The organism is Micromonospora sp. NBC_00330 (assembly GCF_036136635.1).
Taxonomy (GTDB): domain Bacteria; phylum Actinomycetota; class Actinomycetes; order Mycobacteriales; family Micromonosporaceae; genus Micromonospora; species Micromonospora salmantinae.
Window position 1 is genome coordinate 1,599,907 of sequence record NZ_CP108012.1, and the last position, 22,007, is coordinate 1,621,913.

13 protein-coding genes are annotated in these 22,007 nt (G+C 73.0%); 7 read left to right on the forward strand and 6 right to left on the reverse strand.

The annotated features are described in order from the left end of the window. Nucleotides 1-138: 138 nt before the first annotated feature. From OG598_RS07040 to OG598_RS07050, 3 genes are read right to left on the reverse strand one after another with little or no spacing between them, the layout of a single operon-like run. Nucleotides 139-795 (reverse strand): response regulator, encoded by a 657-nt coding sequence (locus tag OG598_RS07040; protein WP_091399607.1) that lies wholly within the window; start codon nucleotides 793-795, stop codon nucleotides 139-141. Beyond that, nucleotides 792-2,087: a sensor histidine kinase gene (locus tag OG598_RS07045; RefSeq protein WP_328653617.1), complete on the reverse strand. Its 1,296-nt coding sequence runs from the start codon at nucleotides 2,085-2,087 to the stop codon at nucleotides 792-794. The genes OG598_RS07040 and OG598_RS07045 overlap by 4 nt, the downstream gene beginning before the upstream one ends. A 42-nt stretch (nucleotides 2,088-2,129) precedes the next feature. Then, nucleotides 2,130-4,097: a serine hydrolase domain-containing protein gene (locus OG598_RS07050; RefSeq protein WP_328653618.1), complete on the reverse strand. Its 1,968-nt coding sequence runs from the start codon at nucleotides 4,095-4,097 to the stop codon at nucleotides 2,130-2,132. A 310-nt stretch (nucleotides 4,098-4,407) separates the two neighbouring features. Between OG598_RS07050 and OG598_RS07055 the strand changes: the two genes are divergently transcribed. Then, the gene (locus tag OG598_RS07055; protein WP_328653619.1) at nucleotides 4,408-5,112 is read left to right on the forward strand and encodes a hypothetical protein; all 705 of its coding nucleotides are present in this window, start codon (nucleotides 4,408-4,410) and stop codon (nucleotides 5,110-5,112) included. Here OG598_RS07055 and OG598_RS07060 read toward each other — a convergent pair. Next, complete coding sequence (locus OG598_RS07060; protein ID WP_328653620.1) at nucleotides 5,109-6,473, reverse strand: serine/threonine-protein kinase; 1,365 nt, start codon at nucleotides 6,471-6,473, stop codon at nucleotides 5,109-5,111. The genes OG598_RS07055 and OG598_RS07060 overlap by 4 nt on opposite strands. 56 nt (nucleotides 6,474-6,529) lie before the next feature. Between OG598_RS07060 and OG598_RS07065 the strand changes: the two genes are divergently transcribed. Together OG598_RS07065 and OG598_RS07070 are read left to right on the forward strand one after the other, a co-directional pair. After that, the gene (locus OG598_RS07065; RefSeq protein WP_328653621.1) at nucleotides 6,530-7,078 is read left to right on the forward strand and encodes an RNA polymerase sigma factor; all 549 of its coding nucleotides are present in this window, start codon (nucleotides 6,530-6,532) and stop codon (nucleotides 7,076-7,078) included. A gap of 156 nt (nucleotides 7,079-7,234) precedes the next feature. Continuing rightward, nucleotides 7,235-9,316, forward strand: a complete 2,082-nt coding sequence (locus OG598_RS07070; RefSeq protein ID WP_328653622.1) for a PQQ-dependent sugar dehydrogenase — start codon at nucleotides 7,235-7,237, stop codon at nucleotides 9,314-9,316. A 50-nt stretch (nucleotides 9,317-9,366) separates the two neighbouring features. Here OG598_RS07070 and OG598_RS07075 read toward each other — a convergent pair whose 3' ends face one another. Beyond that, nucleotides 9,367-11,664 (reverse strand): BTAD domain-containing putative transcriptional regulator, encoded by a 2,298-nt coding sequence (locus tag OG598_RS07075; RefSeq protein ID WP_328653623.1) that lies wholly within the window; start codon nucleotides 11,662-11,664, stop codon nucleotides 9,367-9,369. A 297-nt stretch (nucleotides 11,665-11,961) separates the two neighbouring features. Between OG598_RS07075 and OG598_RS07080 the strand changes: the two genes are divergently transcribed. From OG598_RS07080 to OG598_RS07095, 4 genes are read left to right on the forward strand one after another with little or no spacing between them, the layout of a single operon-like run. Next, complete coding sequence (locus tag OG598_RS07080; protein ID WP_328653624.1) at nucleotides 11,962-14,544, forward strand: non-ribosomal peptide synthetase; 2,583 nt, start codon at nucleotides 11,962-11,964, stop codon at nucleotides 14,542-14,544. Continuing rightward, nucleotides 14,541-17,837: an amino acid adenylation domain-containing protein gene (locus OG598_RS07085; protein WP_328653625.1), complete on the forward strand. Its 3,297-nt coding sequence runs from the start codon at nucleotides 14,541-14,543 to the stop codon at nucleotides 17,835-17,837. Before OG598_RS07080 ends, OG598_RS07085 begins: the two co-directional genes overlap by 4 nt. Then, nucleotides 17,834-20,929: a type I polyketide synthase gene (locus OG598_RS07090; RefSeq protein WP_328653626.1), complete on the forward strand. Its 3,096-nt coding sequence runs from the start codon at nucleotides 17,834-17,836 to the stop codon at nucleotides 20,927-20,929. Before OG598_RS07085 ends, OG598_RS07090 begins: the two co-directional genes overlap by 4 nt. Further along, nucleotides 20,922-21,128, forward strand: coding sequence for an MbtH family protein (locus OG598_RS07095; RefSeq protein WP_328653627.1), 207 nt, complete (start codon nucleotides 20,922-20,924; stop codon nucleotides 21,126-21,128). Before OG598_RS07090 ends, OG598_RS07095 begins: the two co-directional genes overlap by 8 nt. An 18-nt stretch (nucleotides 21,129-21,146) precedes the next feature. Here the strand turns inward: OG598_RS07095 and OG598_RS07100 are convergent, their stop codons facing one another. Next, nucleotides 21,147-21,914 carry a hypothetical protein gene (locus OG598_RS07100; RefSeq protein WP_328653628.1) on the reverse strand — a complete coding sequence of 256 codons (768 nt, stop codon included), beginning with the start codon at nucleotides 21,912-21,914 and terminating at the stop codon, nucleotides 21,147-21,149. Between the last annotated feature and the right edge of the window lie 93 nt (nucleotides 21,915-22,007).

Below are 22,007 nucleotides of genomic sequence, written 5' to 3' on the forward strand. Positions count from 1 at the left end.
ATAGGACTTACCGGTGCGCCAGCCCGACCCCTACCTGGGAGGGTTTCGACGTCTACCCGGGCTTGCGCGCCTCCTTACCCAGCTGACCGCCGAGGTGCCGGTCGTGACAGCCGCGCCTGCCTCACGGGAGCGTGGCTGTCACCGGTGGACCACCCCGTTCTGGTACGCCCACACGACGGTCTGTAGCCGGTCCCGTGCGCCGATCTTGGCCATGGCGCGCCCGAGGTGCGACTTGACGGTGCTGGTCTCGATGAAGAGCTGCTCGGCGATCTCGACGTTCGACAGGCCCTGCGCGAGCAACTCAACGATCTCGGTCTCCCGCGCGGTCAGCTGGTGCGCCGCCGCCGCGTCCGAGCGGGGAGCGGGCGTACGCCTGGCGAACTCCGAGATCACCCGACGGGTGACGGCCTGGTCGACGAGCCCGTACCCGCTCGCCAGGCGACGGATCGCCTCGATCAGCTCCTCGGGCTCACAGTCCTTCAGGATGAACCCGCTGGCGCCGGACTCCAACGCGCCGAAGACGTACTCGTCGAGGTCGAAGGTCGTCACGACCAGCACCGCCGGTGGCGTCCCGGTCGCCTCGGCGACGATCTGCCGGGTCGCGGTGAGCCCGTCGCCGTGCGGCATCCGGACGTCCATGCAGATGACGTCCGGTTGCAGCCGGCGGGCCAGCTCGACGGCGGCGGACCCGTTCGACGCCTCCGCCACGACCTCGATCTCGCCGGCCTGCTCCAGGATGACGCGGAAGCCGGCGCGGACGACTGCCTGATCGTCGACGAGCATCACTCTGATCATGCTGGGGCCTCTTCCTTCGACCGGGTTGCGGCGGGGCCGTTCGTCGGGAGGGTCGCGGCGACCGACCAGCCACCGGCCGCCGTCGGGCCGGCGGTGAACGTCGCCCCGATCAGCTGGGCGCGCTCACGCATGCCCACCAGGCCGACGCCACCGGTCCGTGCCGCCGGTACGCGTCGCGGCGCGACGGGTTCGTTCACCACCTCCAGCGACACCGAGCGGGGCTCGAAGCGGAGCACCACCCGCGCCGCAGCGCCCGGGGCGTGCTGGCGGGCGTTGCTGAGCGACTCCTGCGCGATCCGGTAGAGCGCGACGTCGGCGATCGGCGGCACCTCGCGCTGCTCGCCCTCCCGGACGAACTCCACCGGGCCGGCGAGGTTGCCCGCGGTGTCGACGAGGTCGTCGAGCATGCCCAGCCCGGGCACCGGGGCGGCACCGTCGCCGCCCTCGTGCCCGGGCCTGCCGCGCAGCACACCGACGACCAGCCGCAGGTTGTCCAGGGTCTCCTTGCCCTGGCTGCGGATCCAGGCCACACCGGCCTTCGCGGCCGCCGGGTCCCGGTCGATCAGCCGCTCGACCGCCGCTGCCTGCACGACCATGCCGGAGAGGTGGTGCGCCGCCACGTCGTGCAACTCCCGGGCCATCCGGGAACGCTCCGCGCCGATCGCCGCCTGGACCTTCGTGCGCTGCTCCCGGATCGCCTCGTCCGCCCGTACCCGGACCAACTCGACGTAGCGCCGGTAGGTGGCCACGTAGCCGCCGACGAAGGTCGCGCTGGCGTAGGTCAGGGCGCTCGCCGAGACGTACGCGATGGCCGTCAGCAGATCCGGGGTGACCACGACGGCCGCCCCGATCGACTCCACCACCACGACCGCACCGACGGCCAGCAGCGCCCGGCGAACCGGCAGCAACGACCCGACGGTGTACGCCACGACGAACGGTGCGAGGCCCCGGATGGTCGCCTCGGGCAGGGAGAAGCCGATGATGGGCAGTTGAAGACCGACGACGAGTGCGAGGCAGAGCAGTGGCCGGACCCGACGCAGGCACAGCAGCATCGCCTGCGCGCAGCAGATGGCGACGAGCAGCCAGGCCCGCGCCCTGTCGAACGACACCCCGTCCTCCGGTGCCACGAACCAGAACAGTGCGGTGAGCAGGACGAACGTCAGGACGGTCAGCGCGGCGGCCAGCAGGCAGTCCCGGGGGAACACCCCGGTCACCCCGATGCGGGTGAGCCGTCCGTCGAGCCACTTCGTCAGTCGCGGTGTGCCGGGTTCGGTGTCGGCGTGGTCCCTCATGCGGCGCGCATCCTTGCTCCGGATCGTCCCGGGTCGGGCGGGTCAGTAGGAGATGCTAGGCGCGAGCAGGTGGAACTCCACGGCGAACCAGCCCGCGCCGGCCAGAGCGACAAGGATCAGGCCGCTGCCGGTGATCCGCCGCCAGCCGACGTGGCGTCGCACGTCGTCGACGAGCCGAACCGCAGCGGGCAGCACTCCAAGCAGGCCGACCAGTTGCAGCACCTGGATGGTGCGAAGGGCGGGCCCGGGAACGTCCTGGAGGCTCATGATGCTGCCGATGCTCAGCACCCAACCGGCGAACGCGAGCAGCGTGCCGGCGACGGCGAGGCGGCTCAGGATCCGCGCGGTCCGCCCCGCCCGCTCCCGGGGAGCACGGCCGAGCCGACGGCGGACGAGCGCGCCGACCGGCCAGGACAGGACGGTGAGCAGCAGCACGACCGTGGACAGGGCCAGCACCGGAACGGCCACCTCCCAGGCGCGGGCGGGCTCGACGGGCAGCAACGCGAACGCGGAGTCGAAACTGATCGCCTCGACCCGGTCGTCGGTGGCCCGCATGGCGATGGTGCGCTGCCCGCCGACCTCACGCCAGACCCAGGGTGCCACCTCCTCGTAGAGGGCGGGAGAGTCCGACAGCGGGCCCGGCTCCACCAGCAACCGGTCATCGTCGGCGACGCTGACAGTGGTCCGGCCGACCAGGCCGATCGCCGTCAGGAAGTTGCTCCCGATCGCTCGCGAGGACTCGTAGGTGCCGGCGGCCAGCGCGGCGTGCTTGGCGGTGGTCGCCGGGTCCACGCCGGCGGTCGGCTGGTCGTCGCGGGCGGGGAAGTAGCGGTCGGCGAAGCCGTTCACGAGCGACTCGCGAAGCTCGTGGCTGTCGAGGGCGCCGGAGCCGTTGCTGTTGAGGGACAGGAAGATTCCGGCCCGGTCGTCGGGGTAGATCTGAAGGTGGGAGTGGAAGTACTTGGTGTCGCCGCCGTGGCCGAGGATCCGGTGGCCGTTGCGGTCCTCGGCGAAGAATCCGAGGGTCATCCGAGGCCCGTCGGCCAGCGTGCCCAACGACGCCGCGTCCAGTGCCGGCCGCTGCATCAGCTCACGGGTCGGTCGGTCCAGCAGGGGCGCGAAGCCCACCGGCTCGCCGAGCTGGGCGAGCATGAATCGCGCCATGTCCGTCGCCGGGGCGCTCAGCGCACCGGGCGGGGGCGTGCCGACGATCTCGAACGGCGCGGCAGGCCCGGCGGAGGTGTCGTACCCGTTGGACATCCGGTCGCGCAGCGCCGCCGGGAGGGGCTGCTCGAAGGTCGACGACGGCATGCCCGCGCGGTCCAGGACGTTGCGTTGGACGTACTCCTCGAAGCGTGTCCCGCTGACGCGTTCGACGATGTAGCCGGCGAGCGCGTTGCTGTAGTTGGAGTACGCGGGGACGGTGCCGGGCTGGTAGATCTGCTCCGGTGGGTCGGTCATCAGGGCCTTGCGCAGGTTGAGGTCCCCGGCGTCGGTGCCGATGAGGCCGGCGATCCGCTCCTCGAAGCCGGCGGTGTGCGTCAGCAGGTGCCGCAGGGTGACAGCCCGCTCGTAGCGCAGCGGCAGTTCGAAGTCGAGGTACGTCGTGACGTCGGTGTCGAGGTCGAGCTTCCCGTCCTGCACGAGTTGCAGCACCGCGGTGGCGGTGACGAGCTTCGACACCGATCCCATCCGGAACAGGTGGCGGTCCGCGTCGACAGGTACGGCCGCGTTCCCGCCGGCGCCGGTGTCGGCGTACCCGTACCCCCGGGTTGTGAGGATCTTGCCGTTGTTCACGACGGCGACAGTGGCGCCCGCGATGCCGGTACGGTCGAGCGCGGCTGGCAGCAGGCCGTCGAGCCAGGCGTTGACGTCGGTGTCGGTCAGGGCGGAGCCTGTCCCGCTCGCTGCGGCGGGTGCCGCCGGAGCATCGATGTGCGGTGCGGGGTTCTGCTGGGGCGCGCCGCAGCCGGCGGCGCCCACGGCGAGAACGACAGCGGTCGCCAGCACCGCGCCGAGTCGGACGACGGGCCGGGGTGGGCGGGATGGAAGAAGAGATAGAGGGCGCATTGGCTGCCAGAGCCTTCCCAGGCGAACGGGTGTCCGGAGCGGGTCCGTACGGCGTCACCCGATGCCCTGGGACAAGCCTGTTCGAGCGACCGCGCCGATCCATCTGGCGCAGGACGGCAATGCGCCTACGACCTGAGGAGGAGGAGCGGGTGCACCGATGGTGGGCAGAGGTGCCGCCCTTGTCGCGTGAACCAACGCCCGTGCCGGTGCATCAAACCCTGTGACAGACCCTGCGGAGGAAGGACCACCCATGCGCGGCAACCTGCTCGTCGGTGCGATGCTCACCCTTACGTTCGTCGCCGGTTGCACGTCACCGGTGGAGCGGGTCGGCGGCGACGCCGGACCCGCCGGCTCTCCGTCCACAGGCGCGAGCCCGTCGGCGTCGAGCGCTCCGGCGACCGGCAGCGCCGGCCCGAGTGCTCCGGCCACCCGCAGCGCCACCCCGAGTGCTCCGGCCACCCGTACCTCCCGGCCAGCCGCGCCGGTGAGCGAGATCAGGCGGACCAACTGGCCCAACGCGGTCATCCGAGATCTGAAATTCTGCGGTGAGTCCGACGACTCCGTGGTGTTCCGCAACGGGTCGAACGGCCTCGATATCCCGTGCCGGATCCTGCCGAACGGCGCGCGGCCGGTATACGCCGATTTCCTCACCGAGGAGCCGGCGAACGCGCCATCGACCGAGGACGCGCTCGTCCTCGTCGAACTGGGCAACCCCGATGCCGCACGGCGGCAGGCCCTCGTGCCGGTCCAGCTCTCGTACGACGGCCGAGAGCGGTATGCGCGGCCGATCATCCTGGGGGACAATTCCAGCCCGTCCGGCGACCGGGTCATGACGTTCGTCTCGTACCGGGTGGTGGGCCAGGACGTGCAGGCCACCGTCCGAAAGCTCGACGGCGGCACCGAGACGCGTCGGTGGCGCACTGTCGACTTCGCCGGGAACTGGGAACGGTACTAGCGTTGCGGGACGCTCGACGTGTCCACCCGCAAGGTGCCGAGGATCTCGTCGGTGCGGTCCACGCCGTCGGTCTGCTTGACCTGGACGTACACGCCGAAGGTGCCGGCGGCCGCGACCAGTGTGACCTCGCTGAACGACGTCTGCGTGCCACCGCATCGCGCCCAGTGCCGGACGGTCCCACTGAACGTGGCGACGGTGACCGCCCGGCCGGCGGCGGGTGTGCATCGGCTGTGATCGGGCAGCGCCGGCCGCTCCGCTTCGCGCAGCCCGGGGCTCACTCCCACGAAGACCCCCGGTGTCGCGCTGTCGACATCGGACCACTCGGTGAGGTCGGTCCCGACGAGCAGGCCGGGGCCGCGTCCGTCGGCGAGGCCGATCACCGCCGGGTCCCAGCCGCCGTCGCGCAGTTGCCGTGCCCAGCCGTCGGGAACGGCCACCGAGACCGCGCCGGTCGTGTCACCCACCCGGGTCCAGCCGTGCGGCGCGGTGGCGGCGGTGGCGGATCCGGCCATGACCAGCGTCGCGGTCACTGTGCCGACGGCGGCGAGGAACCGGCGGATGCGCCGCGGCGGCGGGCGGGCCGCCAGCCGCCGGCTGGCGAGCAGACCCTCCAACGCGGCGGCGTAAGCGGCCGCGGTGGGCCAGCGGCGGTCCGGATCGCGATGCAGCGCCCGGCGGACGGCGCGCTCGACGGCGGCGGAGGCGTGGGGTGCCGCCGCCACCGGCTGCCCGGGCGGCGAGCCGGTCAACATGTGGTGCGTCAGCGCGCCGATCGCGTACACGTCGGCGCGCACGTCGATCCCTCCGCCGGGGACGAGCTGCTCGGGCGCCATGTAGGCGGGCGTGCCGGCGACCACTGTGAACCCGGACGCGTGCGCGAGCGTCTTGGCCAGCCCCAGGTCGGCGACCAACACGCGGTCACCGGCCGGGGTGGGGTCGAACAGCACGTTGGAGGGTTTGAGGTCGCGGTGCAGCACGCCGCTGTCGTGCAGGACCGCCACCGCCCTGGCGATGTCGGCGGCGATCCGCAGCGCCGCGCGCACCGGCATCGGCCCGCCGTCCAGCCGATCGGCGAGTGTGCCGCCAGCGGCGTACGTCATCACCAGGTACGGGCGGCCGTCGGGCAGCTCACCGATGTCCAACACCCGGACCAGGTGATCGGAGTCGACCTGCCGCATGAACCGGGCCTCCTGGCGGAAGCGCCCCCGGATGTCGGCCCGCTGGGACCAGTTGTCGGCGAGGACCTTCACTGCCACCGGCGAGTGCAGCTCGTCGTCGTACGCCAGCCACACGGTGGCGAACGCACCGGCGCCGACGGGGCGTGCGATGCGGTACCGGCCAACCTGCGGCGGGATGGACATGATCGTATTATCCGGCGATCGGGACTCCGGTGACGCCCATGAGCGGGGGAGCGCGGGTGGCGAAGGAATCTGACATCGAGGAGCTGGCGGGGCGGGCGGCGGCCGGCGACACCGCCGCCCTCGACGCGCTGCTGGCCGCGATCGGTCCACGGGTGCTGGAGCAGTGCGGGCGGTTCCTGCCCTGTCGGCAGGACGCGGAGGAGGCGGCACAGGACGCGTTGTTGCAGGTGGCCCGGCACATCCAACGGTTCGAGGGGCGGTCGCTCTTCTCCACCTGGTTGCACACGGTGGTCGCCAACTGCGCCCGTCAGACCTACCGGTCACTGCGGCGACGGGCGGCCGAGCGGCCCAGCGCGCTGCTGCCCGTCGAGGTGCCCGACCCCCGTACGACGAGCGTCATCGCCGGATCGCGTCTCGACCTGCTGGACGCGCTGGACCGGCTGGAGGCGCACCGGCCGGAGCTGGCCACGGCCCTCGTGCTCCGCGACCTGTGTCAGCTCGACTATCAGGAGATCGCCGGGCAGCTGGGTATCCCGATCGGCACGCTGAAGTCCCGGATCCATCACGCCCGTCGGTACGTCCGAGAGGCGTTGCAGGGTAGTTGAGCGAAGCGCACGCCGATCCGTGGGTTTGCCCCCGATCGGGGGACATCGTTTGACATGTACGCCGAACGCATCTTTGATGGTCGATGTGTCTGTTCGGCGTGGTCGGGCGCGTGGTCGTCTGGCCGGGTCGGGCGACGCCCTGAGCCTGGAGGACGGATGCGAGTCATCGCCCGGAGAAGCCCACTACGCCCACGACGGCGGCTGTTGCCGGTGGCGATGGCGGCGGTGACGCTGCTGAGCCTGGCCGTCGGTGTGCCGGCAGCCGCCGCGGCGCCGTCGACAGTCGTCGGCGTGGCCAGCGGTCGCTGCCTGGACGTGGTCGGCAACGTCAGGACCGCCGGTACCGGCATCAACATCTACGACTGCAACGGCCAGGCCAACCAGGCGTGGACGCTCACCTCAAGTGGTGAGCTGCGGGTCTACGACGACACGATGTGCCTGGACGTGGTCGGCCAGGACACCACCGCCCCGGCCGCGGCACAGATCAACGGCTGCACCGGCGGCGCCAACCAACGCTGGCGGATCACCACCTCCGGGACCATCGTCGGGGTCCAGTCCGGCCTGTGCCTGGACGTGTCCGGCGCGGGCACGGCCAACAGCACCACAGTCGGTCTCTGGACCTGCAACGGGCAGTCCAACCAGCGGTGGACGACAGCTTTCGGCAGCGCCGACAGCCAGCCGCCGACGGCGCCGGGCAGCCCACGGGTCAGCGGCCTGACCTGCAACTCGGTGACGTTTGCGTGGAACGCCTCGACGGACAACGTCGCGGTGGCCTTCTACGACATCTACCACGACGGCCAGCTGATGACGTCGGTGAGCGGCACGACGCTTTCCACCAACCTGACAGTGGTGGCCGGGGCGACCTGGGGCCTGTACGTCAACGCCCGCGACGCCGCCGGCAACGTGTCTCAGGCGAGCGCCACTGTCTCGATCACTCCGCCGCCCTGTCAGGCCGACAGTCAGCCACCGACGGCGCCGCAACAGCTCACCGGCACCGCGTCGGGCACCACTGTGACGCTGCGTTGGACCGCGTCGACCGACAACATCGGGGTCCGGGCGTACGACATCTACCGGGCCGGCACGAAGGTGGGAACGGTCACCGGCGCGCCGCCGGCGACCACGTTCACCGACAGCGGCCTGGCGGCGAACACCTCCTACCAGTACTACGTGGTGGCTCGGGACGCGCAGGACAACGCCTCGTCGCGCAGCGGCACCGCGACGGTGACCACCGGCGCGGCGTGCGCCAACCCGGTGTGCGGGGTGCGGCAGGTCACCACCGACACCGACATCCCGTGGGGTCTGGTGACGTTGCCCGACGGCAGCGTGCTCTACAACCGCCGCGACGCGCACGACATCATCCAGCTCAACCCGACCACCGGGGCCAAGACCAACCTGGGCACCGTGCCGAACGTGCAGAGCACCGACGGTGAGGGCGGCCTGCTGGGGCTTGCCATCTCGGCCAGCTACTCCAGCGACCGCTGGCTGTACATCATGCACACCTCGCCGAGCGACAACCGCATCGTCCGGATCAGGCTGGAGAACGGGCGACTCAACACCGCCAGCGAGCAGGTCCTGCTCAGCGGCATTCGGCGTAACAAGTACCACGACGGTGGTCGCCTGCGGTTCGGCCCGGACGGCAAGCTGTACGCCAGCACCGGCGACGCCCAGAACGGTAACTACGCCCAGGACCGGTCCAGCCTCGAAGGCAAGATCCTGCGACTCAACCCGGACGGCACCGTCCCCTCGGACAACCCGTTCGGCAACTACGTGTGGAGCTACGGCCACCGCAACCCGCAGGGGCTGGCGTTCGACTCGCAGGGCCGACTGTGGGAGCAGGAGTTCGGCAACTCGGTGATGGACGAGACCAACCTGATCACCAAGGGTGGAAACTACGGCTGGCCGGCGTGCGAGGGCACCAGCGGCGCCTGCGGTACGGCCGGGTTCATCGCGCCGGCGCGCACCTATCCGACTGCCGAAGGGTCCTGCTCCGGCATAACGATCGTGCGCGACGCGCTCTATGTGGCCTGTGCCCGAGGCGCTCGGATGTACCGCGCGGTGATCAGCGGCAGCAGCCTGACGAACGTGCAGACGTACTTCAGTGGCACCTACGGTCGGTTGCGGACGGTGGAGCCGGCTCCCGACGGGGGGCTGTGGCTGACCACCACCAACGTCGGTGACAAGGACAGCACCCCGAACAACAGCAACGAGAGGATTCTGCACGTCACGCTCGGCAACTAGTTCCGACGTCCCCGCGGGGCCGCCTCCGGGCGGCCCTGGTGGGGCGCGGGTCAGACCGGGTGCTTGCTCAGACTCTGGAAGCTCAGTGCCCGCTGGGTCGGGATCTCGGCGTCCCCGAACTCCGTCGTCCAGGGCCGGGACAGCGTGGCCGGCGCCCGCCACCGGGCCACCCGCGACCCCGGGCCGGCCGACGAGTCGGTACGCGGTCCGGCCGAGGTGGCCGGGTCGTCGGCGCGCGCCGGGTCGATGCCCAGCTCCCGCATCCGCTCGACGTACGCACGGTAGCGCCGCTGCGCCTCGCCGTGCCGGCCGGCGGCGCGTAACACCTCCACCAACTCCAGGTGGGCGTCCTCGTCGTACTGGTCCCGGTGCACGAGCCGCATCAGGTAGACCAACTTCTGGTCGGTGTCCGAGGTGTGCTGCGCCAGGGCCCGTAACACGCGGGTGTGCGCCACCTGTGCCTCCTCCCGCAGCGGTTGCGCCCAGTCCTCGTACGGGTCGTCGGCGAGGAAGTCCCCGCCGTACAACTCGTCGGCGCGGATCAGCATCGCGGTGCCGGTCGGGTGGTCGGCGCGCTGTGCGGCCTGCGCCTCCTCGGCGGCGGTGAGGAACGACTCGACGTCCACGTCGATCACGTCGAGGTCGATCGCCACCGAGCCCCGGTCGGCCAGCACCGCGCCCCGCCCGCTGGTGCGGTGTCCGGTGCCGAGCACGCGGCGCAGCGTGGACAGCAGCACGGACAGCCGGTTCGCGGTCCGCGACGGCGACTCGTCCGGCCAGAGCAACTCCATCAGCCGGGCCCGTGGCACCGCCCGGCCGCGATGCGCGACGAGGATCTTCAACAGGTCCCGTGCCTTCTTGGACTGCCACTCGCCGTACGGCACCACCGCACCGGCCCGGAACACCCGAAAGTCACCGAGGGTGTGGATGACCACCGCCGGTACGCGCAGCGTCATGGCGGTGAGCCCGTCGGCGACGCCCGGGTCGAGGCGTACCCCGCAGCGGCGCAGCTTCTGCTCGGCCCCCTCCGCGCCGCGCCGCGCCTGCCGGCCCTGGAGTCGGGCCGCTATCAGTCGGACGGCGGCCTCCTGGGCCGGGTCGCCGAGATCCCGGCAGAGCGCGGCGGCGTCGTCGAGCAGGCCCGCGGCGGCCCGGGGGTCCTCCGCCGCCAGGACTGTGAGTTGCAGTGCCTCGATCAGGGTCGCTCGGCGCCGCCCGACGGTGGCGCCGGTGCGGGCTTCGGCGGCGTCGAAGTGGGCCGCGTCGGTGTCGCCGCGCAGCAGCGCCACCCAACCTCGGGCCAGCAGCGCGTACGGCCGGTCGGGTTCGCGGGCCATGGTGACCGCTCGTTCGGCCAGGTCCCGTGCGGCCCGCAGGTCGTCGGCGGCGCGGATCCGCGCCAACTCGGCCAGGATCAGGGCGCGGGACATCGGCCGGTGCTGCCCGTTGCCGAGGATGGCCAGGGCGCTCTCCAACGCCTTGCGGGCCTGGCGCGGCTCACGCCGGCGGCGGTGCACCATGCCGAGCGTGGTGAGTGAGAACGCCTCATCGGCGCCGATCCCGGTCAGCTCCCGTAGGCGTTGGTCGGCGGCGCTGTCGGCGAGCGCCTCCTCCAGGCGACCCAGCAGGCACTTCGCCGTCGCGGTGAGGGCCAGCGCGTAGGGCTCGTAACCGGTGTCGCCGGTCACCTCGGCCAGCCGGACGGCCGCCTCGGCGTGCCGCAACGCGTCGGAGGCGTCACCGACCCGCAGCAGGTAGCCGGCGAGGTCCAGGTGAATCATCAGCCGGAACAGGCCGACGTCGGCGTGGCGCAGCCCCTCCGCCGGCTGCGCGCGCCGCCGTGCCGCCGACGCGTCGCCGGTCGCCGCGTCCAGCAGCATGGCCAGTCGGGCGTACGCCCCATGGGCGGCGGGGGAGTCGCACCCGTGCGCGGCCTGGGCGGCCTCCTCGGCGTCGGTGGTGGCCCGCTCGATGTCGCCCTCGATCAGGTGGTGCACGGCGGCGTGGCAATGCACCTGTACGGCGTGCGGGCCGGCCGCGTCGATCGGGATCATCGCCAGCCGGGCGGCGGCCAACTGCGGTTCACCGTCGAGGTGGTGTTGCAGCGCGACGCGCCAGATGTCGGCCAGCAGAGCGTCGGCCGGGTCGGGTGTGGAGGTGAGCAGATCCGGCTGGATGGTCAGCCACAGGTGCGCGGCCGTGCGGTCGCCGGCGTCGGCGAGGCGGCGCAGCGCACGCCCCGGATCACCGCCTCGGTGCGGTTGACCTGGTGGCGATGCCTCGCCCCCGCGTTGATCGCGGGTGGGCGTTGGCGGGCGCAAGGCATGGTTGAGTCTGTCTCCGGACATCCACCACTCCCGTTTTCTCGTGGAGGCTGAGGTGAGTGAAGAGACAACCGGTCGTCCGTGGCCGACGCCCGGCGTGGCTTCCCCCCGGCACGATCATTGTCTTCATTGAGCATCATCGCCATAACCAAAAGAGTCGGTGTACTTACTGACTGCTATGCGGTATCGGCATAATGCCGCCCTCAGGATTCCCTCAGGCAGCCCCCACAGCACGCGCACGGCCCGTACAAGCAACCGGCACGGGTCCGCCGCAGAATTCCGGGCACTGCGTTTCGCCTGCCCGATCGGAGCTGAGATCCGATGTCCGAACAGACCGCCGCGCCTGTCCTCGTCGCCTTCTGGCAGCGACAACTCGACGCCCTTCCGGAGCCACCGGACCTGCCGTTCCCGCCCGTGCCCGAGACGACGGCGGCCGGCGACCCGACTGCGTCCGGCGGCACGGCGGGCGTGGCGCTGCCGGGTGGTTCGTCCGAGGCGTTCGTCGACGCGCTGGCCGGTGTGTTCGGGTTGCTGCACCGGTGGACCGGGGCCGGTGACCTGCTCGCCGAGACGCCGATCGGCTCGACCGCGCCGGGACGCTGGCTGCCCGTGCGAGTGCGAGTCCCCGACAATCCCACCTGGACGGAGTTGCGGGACCTGGTCCGGACGGCGCTGCGCGAGGCGCGGTCACACGAGTCGGGGCTGCCGGCGACGGTCCCCGAGCACCGACCGGTGGTGTCGGTGGGCCTCGGGGCGTCGCCGCCGGGGGCACGGGGGTTGCTACGGCTGCTGGTCGACGACGACGGATCGCCGACAGTCACCGTCACCCACCCGAACGCGGCGCTGATCGGGGCCACGCTGACCGTCCTGCTCGCTGGCGTCGGGGAGCGGCCCGAGGCGCGCCTGGCCGACCTGCCGCTGCTCGACCCGGCGACGGAACGGCAGGTCGTGGCCGAGTGGAACGCCACCGACACCGCCTACCCCCGGGAGCGGTCGGTGCCCGACCTGTTCGCCCAGTGGGCCCGGGAGACGCCGGACGCCCCGGCGCTGCGCCACGGCGACGAGGTGCTCAGCTACCGGGAGGTGGACCGGCGGGCCAACCAGTTGGCGGGGCACCTGCGGCGACTGGGCATCGGCGCCGAGGCGCTGGTCGGCCTCTGCCTCACCGACACCGCCGGCTGGGTGATCGCCGCCCTGGCGACGCTCAAGGTCGGTGCCGCGTACCTGCCGCTGGACCCCGGGTACCCGCCGCAACGGCTGGCACTGATGTGCCGCGACGCCGTCCCGGGAGCGATCCTGCACACCGCCGCGCTGGCCGACCGGCTGCCGGACGACGGGACACCGCGCATCGTCCTGGACCGGCTGCCGGCCGCCGACGACCCGGCGGACCCGCCGGAGGTGACCATCCACCCCGACCAGCTCGCGTACGTCATGTACACCTCCGGCTCGACCGGCCGGCCCAAGGGCACCGGCGTCAGCCACCGCAACATCGTCCGGCTGGTCCGTGACACGAACTTCGTCGACGTACGCCCCGACGACGTGATGGGGCAGGCCGCCACGATGTCCTTCGACGCCGCCACCCTGGAGGTGTGGGGGGCGCTGCTCAACGGCGCCTGCCTGGCCGACCTGGACATCAACGACGTGATCGTGCCGGAACGGCTGCGCGAACGCCTGCGCGACACCGGTGTGACGATGATGTTCCTCGCCACCTCCGTGTCCCGACAGTTGGCGACGGAGGCCCCGGACGCCCTGGCCGGGTTGCGCTACCTGACCTTCGGCGGGGAGCAGGCCGACCGGGTGGCGGTCAGCCGGCTGCGGGCCGCCTGCCCGGCCACGACAGTGGTCAACGGGTACGGCCCGACCGAGGGCACCACCTACACCACGACGTACGACTGCGCCCTGCTCACCGCCGACGAGCAGGTGGTGCCGATCGGTGGCCCGGTCGCCAACACCCGGGTGTACGTGCTGGACCGGTTCCTCCAGCCGGTGCCGCCCGGCGTGCTCGGTGAGCTGTTCATCGGCGGGGACGGGGTGGCCCGGGGCTATCTGGGCCGACCGGAGACCACCGCCGACCGGTTCGTGCCGGACCCGTTCGGGCCGCGCGGCGGGGGCCGGCTGTACCGCACCGGCGACCTGGTCCGACAACGCGCCGACGGGTTGATCGAGTTCGTCGGACGGTTGGACCACCAGGTCAAGATCCGTGGGTACCGGGTGGAGCCGGGCGAGGTGACCGAGGTGCTCCGCGGCAGCAGGCTGCTGCGCGACGCCATGGTGCGCGCCGACCGCGACGGGGCGGGTGACGCTCGACTCGTCGCGTACGTGGTGCCCGCCGACGGGGTGCGCGTCGAGGCGATCCGGGAACGCGCCCGGGAGCTGTTGCCCGATCACCTGGTGCCGGCCGTGTTCGTGACGCTGCCCCGGCTGCCGCTCAACCGCAACGGCAAGGTGGACACCAACGCGTTGCCCGCACCCGACGCGCTGGCCGTACCGGAGAACCCGTCGGCGCCCGACGTGCCACCCGCACCCGACGTGGCCCCGGCCGACGACGAGGACGCCGGCCCGCGCACCGGGACCGAGCGGACGGTGGCCGAGATCTGGCAGGACGTGCTCGGTGTGCCGGTGCGTCGACGCGACGACGACTTCTTCGACCTCGGCGGCCGATCGTTGAAGGCGACAAGGGTGCGGTCCCGGCTGTCCGCCGCGATCGGCGCGGAGGTGCCGTTGCGACTGATCTTCGACCACCCGACGGTCGCGGCGCTGGCCGCCGCGGCGGACGAGATCACCGGGCTCCGCGAGGCGGCGGTCCCGCCCACCGGGCCGGTCGACGCGCTCCCGCCGGACGCCGCTCCACCCGCCGATCTCGCCGGCCTGCTCGACCAGTACGAGCACGGGAGCGCGAGATGAGCGCCGCCCTCACGCCGACCGGGCTGCGCGAGCGGGTGGACGCGCTGCCGCCCGAGCGACGGCGGGCCTTCCTCGCCGCTCTGCGCGCCGACGGTGACCGGTACGGGATCCACAGGCTCACCGCCGCCCAGGAGTGGATGCTGCTGCTGGCCCAGCTGCACCCGGAGAGCCCGGCCTACCACGTCCCGTACCGGGTGGACCTGCGTGGTGACCTGGACGTGGCGGCCCTGCGCGCCGCGCTGGACCTGGTGGTGGCGCGGCACGAGGCGCTGCGCACGGTGTTCGTGCCGTTGGACGGGGAGCCGTACCAACTGATCCTGCCGCCCGGCGGCGTGCCGATCGAGGTGCGCGACGTCGCGGCCGACCGGATCGACGAGTACGCCGCCGCCGAGGCGGTCCGCCCGTTCGACCTGGCCCGGGGCCCGCTGGTGCGCGCCACGCTGTGCCGCACCGGGCCGGCCGACTGGTCGCTGCTGCTCTCCCTGCACCACGTGGTCTGCGACGGCTGGAGCATGGGCCTGCTGTTCGAGGAGTTGTCGGCGGCGTACGCGGCGGCGCGGGACGGACGGGTCGCGCAGCTACCGCCGGTGCCGCGCGACGTGCCGGCCGCCCTGGCCCAGGAGCGGCTGCTCGCCCCGGACGAGCTGGCCCGGCGGTTGAGCTGGTGGCGCGACGCCCTCGCGGGCGCGCCGTCGGGACTGGACCTGCCCACCGACCGGCCCCGACCGGCGCAGCTGGAGGACGCCGGTCACGAGATCGAGTTCTCCTGGCCGCCCGAGCTGGCCGACCGGGTCGCCGAGGCGGGGCGACGCACCGGCGCCACCCCGTACATGATCTTCGCGGCGGCCTGGGCGGCGCTGCTGCACCGGCACAGCCAACAGCCGGACCTGCTGCTCGCCACTCCGGTGGCGAACCGGCAGACCCTCGACAGCGAGACGGCTGTCGGCTTCTTCGTCAACACGCTGGTGCTGCGCAGCCGGGTCGACGGGGAGGTGACCTTCGCCGCGATGCTGGACCAGTTGCGCGACACGGCGCTGACCGCGCTGACCGACCCGGTGCCCTTCGACGCGCTGGTGCAGGAGATCCGACCGGTCCGCGACCCCGGCCGCCACCCGCTCGCCCAGGTGATGTTCGCCGTAGAGGACGGCTGGGAGCAGCGCCTGACACTGCCCGGGGTCACGGTGCTGGCCAGCGGCGAGACGCACACCGGTACCTCCATGTTCGACCTGACGCTGACCGTCATCCCGTACGAGGGTCGGATCGACGGGCGGATCGAGTACCGGACCCGGCTCTTCGACGAGGCCACCGCCCGCGGGCTCGCCGACCAGCTCGCCACGCTGCTCACCGCCGCCCTCGCCGCCCCGGACACCCCGGTGGCCGGGCTGCCGCTGCTGCGCCCGGACACCGGTCGGGAGCTGATCGACCGCTGGGCCGCCACCGCCACCGCGTCGGCACCGCAGCCGACCCTTCCCGAGCTGGTGACCCGACAGGCCGTCGCCCGCCCCGACGCGATCGCCGTGGCGTACCACGAGCAGACGCTGACCTACCGGGAGCTGGACGTGCGGGCGGACCGGCTGGCCCACGCCCTGGTGGCCCGGGGGGTGCGGGCCGAGACCGCCGTCGGGGTCTGCCTGCCCGCCGGCCCGGACTGGGTGGTCGCGCTGCTCGCCGTGCTCCGGGCCGGCGCTGTCTACCTGCCCCTGGATCCGCAGTTGCCGGCGGCCCGGCTGGCCTACCTGCTCACCGACTCCGACGCCGCCCTGGTGCTCACCGGAGCCGACGCGCGGCTGGCGCTGCCCGCCAGCGACGTGCCGCTGCTGCGACTCGACGAGCCACTGCCGCCCGCCGTCGGCCCGCTGCCGGCGACCGTCCATCCGGACGCCGCCGCCTACCTGATCTACACGTCCGGCTCGACCGGGCTGCCCAAGGGCGTCGTCGGCACCCATCGCGGGCTGGGCAACCTCGCCGAGGCGCAGACCCGACTGGTCGGCGTCCGCCCCGACGACCGGGTCCTCCAGTTCCACTCGATCAGCTTCGACGTGTCACTGTCCGACCTGGTCACGGCGTTCACAGTGGGCGCGACGCTACGGCTGCTCGGCCCGGACGAGCGCACCCCCGGCCCCGACCTGGCCGCCGCGCTCGTCCGGCACGGCGTCACCGTCGCCGATCTGCCCCCTGTGGTGCTCGACGCCCTGGACCCGGCCGGGGCGCCGGACCTGCGGGTGCTCACCGTCGGCGGCGAACCCTGCGCGCCGGACGTCGCCGCCGCCTGGTCGCGCGGCCGGCTCCTGATCAACGGGTACGGCCCGACCGAGGCCACTGTGACCGCCACCGCCGCGCACTGCGCCCCGGACGGCACCGAACTGCCCATCGGCCGGCCACTGACCGGGGTACGCGCCTACGTGCTCGACGCCGAACTGCGGCCGGTGCCCCCCGGCGTGCCCGGTGAACTGCACCTCGGCGGCGTCGGCGTGGCCCGTGGCTACCACGGCGACCCGGCCCTCACCGCGCGGCGCTTCGTGCCCGACCCGTACGCCCCGACGCGCGGGGCGCGGATGTACGCCACCGGCGACCTGGTCCGCTGGCGCGCCGACGGGCAACTGGTCTTCCTGGGCCGGGCCGACAACCAGGTGAAGATCAATGGGTACCGGATCGAGTTGGGTGAGGTGGAGGCCCGGCTGCGGCAGTGCGCCGGTGTACGCCGCGCCGCCGCCGTGGTCCGCACCGATTCGCCCGGCGGGCGCCGCCTGGTCGGCTACCTCGTCGGTGACGACCTGTCGGTGGACGAGCTGCGCCAGGACCTGCTCCGGCAGCTGCCCCGATACCTGGTGCCGGCGGCCTTCGTGGTGGTCGACGACCTGCCGGTCAACGCCAGCGGCAAACTCGACCCGTCCCGGCTGCCCGCCCCCGCCGTGACCCGCGCCGACCTCGGCGCCGCGTACGTGGCCCCGAACGGGGACATCGAGCGGGCCGTCGCCGAGGTGTGGCGCGACGTGCTCGGGCTCGCCGACGTGGGCGTGCACGACAACTTCTTCGACCTGGGCGGCACCTCACTGCTGCTGGCCCGGGCGCAGGTCCGGCTCACCGAACGGCTGGGACGCCCGGTGCCCGCCGTCGAGCTGTTCCGGTACCCGACCATCGCGCTGCTGGCCCGGTTTCTCGCCGGCGGGCCGTCGGTGGTTTCGCCACCTGCGGATCCGAACGCCGGTCGCCGTCGCGACGAACGCAAGCAGGCCCTCGCCGAGCGGGCCCGACGTGCCCGTCCGGTGGCGGCAGGGGAGGGACGACAATGACCGATCAGGAGACCGGACTGGAGATCGCCATCGTCGGGATGGGCGGCCGGTTCCCCGGCGCCGCCGACGTCGACGAGCTGTGGCGGCGGGTCCTCGCCGGTACGGAGACCATCACCCGCTTCACCGACGCGGAACTGGCCGCCGCCGGGGTGACCGAGGGCGAGCGGCGACACCCCGACCACGTACCGGCGCACGGCGCGGTGCCGGACGTCGACCGGTTCGACGCCGCCTTCTTCGGCTACTCGCCCCGCGACGCCCGGCTGCTCGACCCGCAGCAACGGCTCTTCCTGGAGTGCGCCTGGGCCGCGCTGGAGCGCTCCGGTCACCTCACCGGCGACCCGGGCCGGCTGGTCGGGGTGTACGCCGCCGCGGCGGCCAGCGGCTACCTGCTGCACCACCTGTTCCGCAACCCGCGCCTCGACTCGGTCAGCGAGTACGAGCTGATGCTCGCCAACGACAAGGACTCACTGCCCACCCGGGTGGCGTACCACCTGGACCTGCGCGGTCCCGCCGTGGCGGTGCAGACGGCCTGCTCGTCCTCGTTGGTAGCGGTGCACCTCGCCGCGCAGGCGTTGCTGGCCCGCGAGTGCGACGTCGCGCTCGCCGGTGGCGTGCACCTGCTGTTGCCGGCCGGCACCGGCTACCGCCACGAGGTCGGCGGCATCATGTCGCGTGACGGGCACTGCCGCCCGTTCGACGTGCGGGCCAGCGGCACCGTCGGCGGCGACGGCGTGGCAGTGGTCGTGCTGCGTCGGCTGGCGGACGCCCGCCGTGACGGCGACACCGTGTACGCGGTGATCCGTGGCTCGGCGATAAACAACGACGGCCGGGTGAAGGTGGGTTTCACGGCGCCCGGTGTGGACGGTCAGGTCGCGGTGATCCGGGCCGCCCAGGAGATGGCCGAGGTCGACCCGGCGAGCATCGGGTACGTCGAGGCGCACGGCACCGGCACCGAGCTGGGCGACCAGATCGAGCTGCGGGCCCTCACCGAGGCGTTCCGGGGCGCCGCCGACGGCCGGTGCGCGCTCGGCTCGGTCAAGTCGATCCTCGGGCACCTCGACGTCGCGGCCGGGGTGACCGGCCTGATCAAGGCGGCGCTGGCACTGCACCACAGTGTCGTGCCGCCCAGCCCGTACTGCACCGAGCCGCATCCCGAGCTGACCGGCGGCCCGTTCCGGGTGCCCACCGCCGCGCTGCCCTGGCCCGACCTCGACACGCCGCCCCGCGCCGCTGTCAGCTCGTTCGGTATCGGCGGCACCAACGCCCACGTGGTCCTCCAGGCCGCCGAGCCCGCCCAGCCCGGTCCACCCGCCGACAGCGACGCCCCCCAGCTGCTGGTGCTCTCCGCCCGGGACGCCGACGCGCTCGACCGGGCTCGCGCCCAGCTCGCGGCCCACCTGGCCGAGCACCCCGATCTCCCGCTGGCCGACGTCGCGTTCACAGTGCGCGGGTCCCGGCCGGAGCTCGGGCACCGGCTGGTCACCGTCGCCGCCACCGCGACTGTCGCCGCCGCACAGCTCGCCGATCGAGATTCGGCGCTGGTCCGCGTCGGCGTCGCCTCCGGCGCACCCGCGGGAGTGGCGCTGCTCTTTCCCGGGCAGGGCGCGCAGTACGCCGGAATGGGCCGCACCCTGTACCGCACCGAACCCGTCTACCGGGCCGCCTTCGACGACTGCGCGGACCTGCTCCGCCCGCACCTCGACGTGGACCTGCGCACGCTGCTCTGCCCACCCGGTGACCCGGTCCCCGCCGCGCCGGAGCTGGACGAGACCCGGCTCACCCAGCCGGCCCTCTTCGCCGTCGAGTACGCCCTCGCCGAGCTGCTGCACCACCACGGCGTACGCCCGGCGGCCCTCGCCGGTCACAGCCTCGGCGAGTACGTGGCCGCGTGCCGGGCCGGCGTCTTCACCCTCCCGGACGCGCTCGCCACAGTCGCCGTACGCGGCCGGCTCATGCAGGCCCAGCAGCCCGGGTCGATGCTCTCGGTGCATCTCCCCGCCGACGAGGTCGCGCCTCTGCTGCCCGGCGGGGTCGAGGTGGCCGCCGCCAACGCGCCCCGGCTCACCACGGTGTCCGGCCCGACCGCCGCCGTCGCCGCGCTCGCCGTCGAACTGCGCGAGCAGGGGGTGGCCTGCCGGGAGGTACGCACCTCGCACGCCTTCCACTCGGCCATGATGGAACCGGCCCTCGCCGGGTTCGCCGCGCACCTGCGCGAGGTGCCGCTGCGCCCGCCCACAGTGCCGGTGGTGTCGAACGTGACGGGCGGCTGGCTCGCCGACGACGACGCCACCGACCCCGGCTACTGGGTGCGGCAGCTGCGCCGACCGGTCAACTTCACCGCCGGCGTCGACCTGCTGCTGCGCCAGCGGTTCGCGCTGCTGGAGGTCGGCCCCGGCCGCACGCTGGCCACCCTGGCCCGCCAACACGAGGCGGCGCGCGGCGTGCCGGTGTCGACCACCCTGCCCGCCGACCGCACACCCGAGGGCGAGGACGCCACCGTCGCCCTGGCGGTCGGCCGGCTCTGGCTGGCCGGGGTGCCGGTGCGCTGGCCCGACGGCCGGGCCGACGGACGGCGGCGGGTGCCGGTGCCCACGTACCCGTTCGCCCGTCAACGGCACTGGGTCGAGCGGTTCCAGCCGCAGCGGTCGGGCCCGCTCGACCCCGGTGACGTCGCGCCGGAGCCCACCCCGACGTCCCCGGCAACCTCGCCACCGGCGCCGGCCGACGAGCCGTACGAGGTGGTGCGGCGGATCTGGATGGACCTGCTCGGGGTGGACGAGATCGGCCCGCACGACGACTTCTTCGAGCTGGGCGGGCACTCGCTGCTCGGCACCCGGGTGGTGGCCCGGCTGCGCGACGCGCTCGGCGTCGACCTGCCACCCGCCGCGATCTTCGAATCACCCACCCCCGCCACGCTGGCCCGTACCGTCGCCGCGCTGGCCCGACCGACCGCCGACGTACCCCCGTCGGTTGTCCCACCCACGGACGGCGACCTGGCCGACCTGCTCGCGGAGATCCGGGCGTTGTCCCCGGAGAGTCTCGCCCGCGAGCTGCACCTGGCCCGACACGAGGAAGGAAACCGTGATGGCTGACGAGCAGCGCGTTCTGGTCAACGACGAGGAGCAGTACGCCCTCTGGCCCCGCCACAAGGAGGTCCCGGACGGCTGGCGGGACGCCGGGTGTGCCGGCAGCCGCCAGGAGTGCCTGGACTTCGTGGCACGGACCTGGACCGACATGCGCCCCCGCAGCGTCCGCGAACACCTGGCCGTCGAGACCGCCCGGCTGGGCTGAGCGGTCAGTGTGGCCCGGTCAGAGGGTGTAGGTCGGCCAGTGCGGGTCGTCCCAGCGGGCCGGGTCCGGGATGCCGAGCAGCCTGATCCGGTGCGGTAGTTCCGGGTCGGTGTCGACCGTCCGCAGCCGGGCCGGGGCGTGCTGGAGCAGCCAGGCGGTGAGCTCCGTGCGGAGAATCTCCTTGTCGTCGTCCGCCAACGTCCAGGTGCTCCACGGCAGTTCGTCGTGGAGCAGGTCGAAATTCCACTCTCCGAAAGCCTCGGCGAGCCGTTGGTTCGCCACCTGACTGTTCTCCGTCACCCAGGCGCCGAGCCAGCGGTCGAGCGCGCCGGATGCCTCCACGAGCATGGCCAGCACCGCGTGCGCCGGCACGTCGGCGTCCGGGTCGGTGAGCGTGACGACCCACCAGGCGTCCAGGAACTCACCGATCGCCGACGACTGCTCGGCGGGCCACTCCTGCCAGCGACCGAGCGCGAACGACCGCCCCGCATAGTCCATGCTGCTCAGACGCTCCACCTCGCCGTTGACCAACGCCGTGGCGAGTTGGGGCAGGATCCGGCGCAGCATGGCCGCGGGAAAGTCCCAGTCGCCGGCCCAGTAGGTGCGGCGCAACAGATCCGGGTCCAGCTCGACGTCCGGGGTCTTGAGCAGGGCGAGTTCCTCGGCGCTGCCCCAGTGGCACTCGCAGTTGCCGTCGTCGGGGTGGGCGACCATGCCCCGGAAGGTGGTGGCGAGATGGGCCAGGGCGGCGTCGAGTCGACGCCGTGAGGGCGTGGGTTGCGTCATGGAGATGCGCCTTCGCGGACTCCGGCGGGCGCGCGGCTGCCGAAGAGCGTGACGCTACCGGTTGATCCGGCGGCACGCCACAGTGATCCGGCC